The organism is Desulfobotulus pelophilus, assembly GCF_026155325.1.
In the GTDB taxonomy this organism is placed as follows: Bacteria; Desulfobacterota; Desulfobacteria; order Desulfobacterales; family ASO4-4; genus Desulfobotulus; species Desulfobotulus pelophilus.
On sequence record NZ_JAPFPW010000049.1, the window covers coordinates 1 to 3,163 of the forward strand.

Annotated in this window: 3 protein-coding genes; all 3 read right to left on the minus strand. The window is 43.7% G+C overall.

Translation table 11 applies throughout. The annotated features are described in order from the left end of the window. Positions 1–39: 39 nt before the first annotated feature. The 3 genes from OOT00_RS15820 to OOT00_RS15830 all read right to left on the minus strand — a co-directional run bounded on the left by OOT00_RS15820 (position 40) and on the right by OOT00_RS15830 (position 2,945). A complete protein-coding gene (locus OOT00_RS15820) occupies positions 40–1,767 on the minus strand; it encodes a DUF262 domain-containing protein (protein WP_265426392.1) in 1,728 nt (575 codons plus the stop codon). Positions 1,768–1,913: 146 nt separating this feature from the next. Continuing rightward, entirely contained in the window at positions 1,914–2,252 is a 339-nt protein-coding gene (locus OOT00_RS15825; RefSeq protein ID WP_265426393.1) for a DUF5713 family protein, read from the minus strand. Positions 2,253–2,384: 132 nt separating this feature from the next. Further along, positions 2,385–2,945 (minus strand): hypothetical protein, encoded by a 561-nt coding sequence (locus OOT00_RS15830; protein WP_265426394.1) that lies wholly within the window; start codon positions 2,943–2,945, stop codon positions 2,385–2,387. Positions 2,946–3,163 lie beyond the last annotated feature (218 nt).

Below are 3,163 nucleotides of genomic sequence, written 5' to 3' on the forward strand. Positions count from 1 at the left end.
TTGGCGTCCTTGTGTAGCCGATTGTTAGGCGAAGTTCTTTCATGTTGGCCAGCGTTCAACGGCAAGACTAGCTAGCGCCTTTTGCCTACTTTCTACTGCACCTCGATCCCAATGAGGATACTTCTCAGATACTTCACGAGTGAGAATAAACTCCGAGGATTTGTATGTAGTAGATTTCTTGCTGTATGAACCAGATGCTTCCTTTTTGTTGTTTGGTTTATCCAGCAAACAGAGGTTTCCAAATCGATTGAGACAATCCGATATAAACTCTTTGTCACTCGATATCACACCAGCCCAATCCTGACTCGGATTTTTCGGTAGTATGTGTTCGAGGTTTACGATGTTTGGGTTCTTGACTGGCTCGCTCTGCAATGACTTACCTGGATTGCAGTTCTTCCATTTCTGGATTTCTAACTCACGCAGTATCCACCGAGCTCTTGCTGGCTTGGTTTCAGTATACCTCGAAAAATCCTCTAGAAACTCATCATCAGTGGGAAGGATGGCTTTCAGCTTGTCCCATACGGCATGTGCCGATTTAAGCTTTCCTGACCAGATGTTTGAGGCAATGGCTGAAGATTGAATTTCTAGTTTTCCGGTACGTCCTTTCCCTATTAATTGATACCTAAGTATCACCGTTACTAAGTAATTTGTTAATTTTTCAACATCGGTTGCAGAAAGTTTTTCGATGGCTGAAAGAAGAATTGGATGCGTTTGCTTGGCCCCCAACAAAGTGAGCGCTTCAATGTTTACACGCGTGGTCTCAGAGTATTGTCTCCACAGATCGCTGTCAGAGACCTCTAGGTTTCCGTAGTAATCGGCCACTTGTGCCAACTCGTTAGAAAGCTGCGCAACCTCAGCTCTTGAGCTGTATTTGTTTTTCAATTCTTTAAATAGGCGGCCTCGTTGAATTCTACCGAACCTTGAGGTCCAGAAGGCTTTTAAGAAATCATCGCCCTTTCTATCACCTATTGTTGATGTCATTTTCGTCCAGTTGCTCAGTATCACCGCCTCTTTATTTCCAGCTTCCCTGAGGAGATGATTTTTCAGCAAATCAAGAACGGACAGATCAATTCCGCGATCATTCAAAGACTCAAATATTGTGTATGCGTTTTCTGGAGCGCTAACATCAAGGCAATTTACCTGCACCCTGTCCCTTATATACTTAGCCAACTGAAACAAAACCGCAGATTTTTGTTTTTTTTCATCACCTTGTTTTTCGGCAAGATCAGCAATGTACTTTCTACACAACAAGGCTGCTTCAAGAAGCTTTCTAGTCGAGGTGTAACGCCCCTCGCTAGCCAGCTTGATCTCGATGTTTTTGTCTGTACAAGGGTTAACAATTAATTCCTGAAAGACATCCCGATTGTTCACATTGAGAATGATTCGAGGCTCGTCCTGCTCTTCGCCGATTTCAGATATACCTATGAAGTCGTTTTGAATTTTTGCTGCTTCGCTATCTAATCCGTTATCGCGCAGCCATTGACGGATAGCAGAATAGATCATTGTCGTAGTGGCAAGACGCTGCTGTCCATCTAGGATTTCATACCTACTTGAATGAGTATCTTCTGTACCTACCAGTACGAGCAACCCCAAAAAGTAGTCACTATTGGGGTCATCCATGGCATTGGTAACATCATCTAAATACTGTTCTACAGCCCCAATCGGCCAAGCATAGTCGCGCTGATGCGCTGGCACTTCAAAGTAACGTCTCTCATTAAGCAGTTGGCCAATTCCGCGTGTTTCGGACGACATTTGTTGTTTTGCCATCTACTTCTCCAATTCCTTTGATTCGCCTAACGGGGCGGCGGATCAGCTGCAAAGCCGTAGGCAAGCTTGCTTGCCGGAGGATTTGTCTGCTGAATCCGCGTGATGGTCGGCGCGAAGCGTCCGCTTGACCGACTGGTTAGATTTTATTACCAATCTCTCGTCGCTATTAGCTCCTCTGAATCTGCGGAAAATCCATAGGCTTCTGCAATTGCTTGGAAATCCATGCCAATACAATCACGCGCAGCGGTTTCAATTTCACTGTCAGCCGCTTCAAACTCTTCCGCAAGGCTGTTAAATTTTTCAGTTGAAGCGTGAGTTAATTTATAAAGATCCTCTAAATTTTCTGGTTTTGTTTTTTCAATCTCAAGGCATAACTGAATAAGAATTTTTTCGCCTTTTTCTACCAAATTTTTAGGAAAATATGAGTCTTGATACATATCATTTAAAAACTTATAGCTTTTCATCGTTTCATTCGTGATGCTCATTACAATTCCTTTGGTTAAGTAAAATCTAACGCCTTGCTTACCGGCCCAACGGAGCAGAGCAAGCTTGTGGTAAAGTTTGGGCAGCAAATCACAAGCTTGCGGCGCGCCGCTGGGTCCGAGTACAGCAAATTGTTAGGCCATGCCGGCCGACAATCCCCGAATCAAAGGTTTCCGGTACTCTTGGTCCTTTTCATTCCAAAAGACATATCCGTTTCTTAGGTCTAAATTGAAAAAAGACTCATTGTAGCTTTCCTCTAGATCATCATCCCGATCCCTTCCGAACAGCTTCATTTTTATGGGCGTGGATATCATGTCGATCTCGCCTTGATGAAGAGCTATTCCCGTGAACCTCTCTTCACTTGTCATCTTGGCAGAAACATCTGAAAACCCGTACAGGCTAGCAAGAACAGTTATCAAGTTATCGCTTTCCGGTCCTGTCCGATAAAACTTTATACCTTTTATATAGACATGATCCTGAATGAGGTTCATGTCTTCATCGAAACCGCCTTTGATTCCTTTAATGATTTCGACACCAAACCCAAGAACAAGCCCATTGTAAGAAGCACGGAGGTCGAAATTATAAGTATCTTGACTATCCTGCCTATTGGTAATTCTCAACACGCAGTCAACAAATCCATCTTCACTGAACTGATTCAGCGTCGGAAAACCGTGTTCATCAACTTCAATTTCCATGCTAATTCCTTCGCGAGCCTAACGCCGCGTTAAGTGGTGAGCAACGCTACCACCTTACCTAAACTATTGTGCCGTAAACACCAAAGTTGAATCAAACCGAAAATGCCAAGCGTTGGGAATCCGCCTTAAACGCTTTGTTATGTGTGTCTTTCTTGTAGCGCTTCGTAAGCTAACTCTTCAAGTTCACCGGTTAACTCTCGCCCTGACTCATCTTGTAA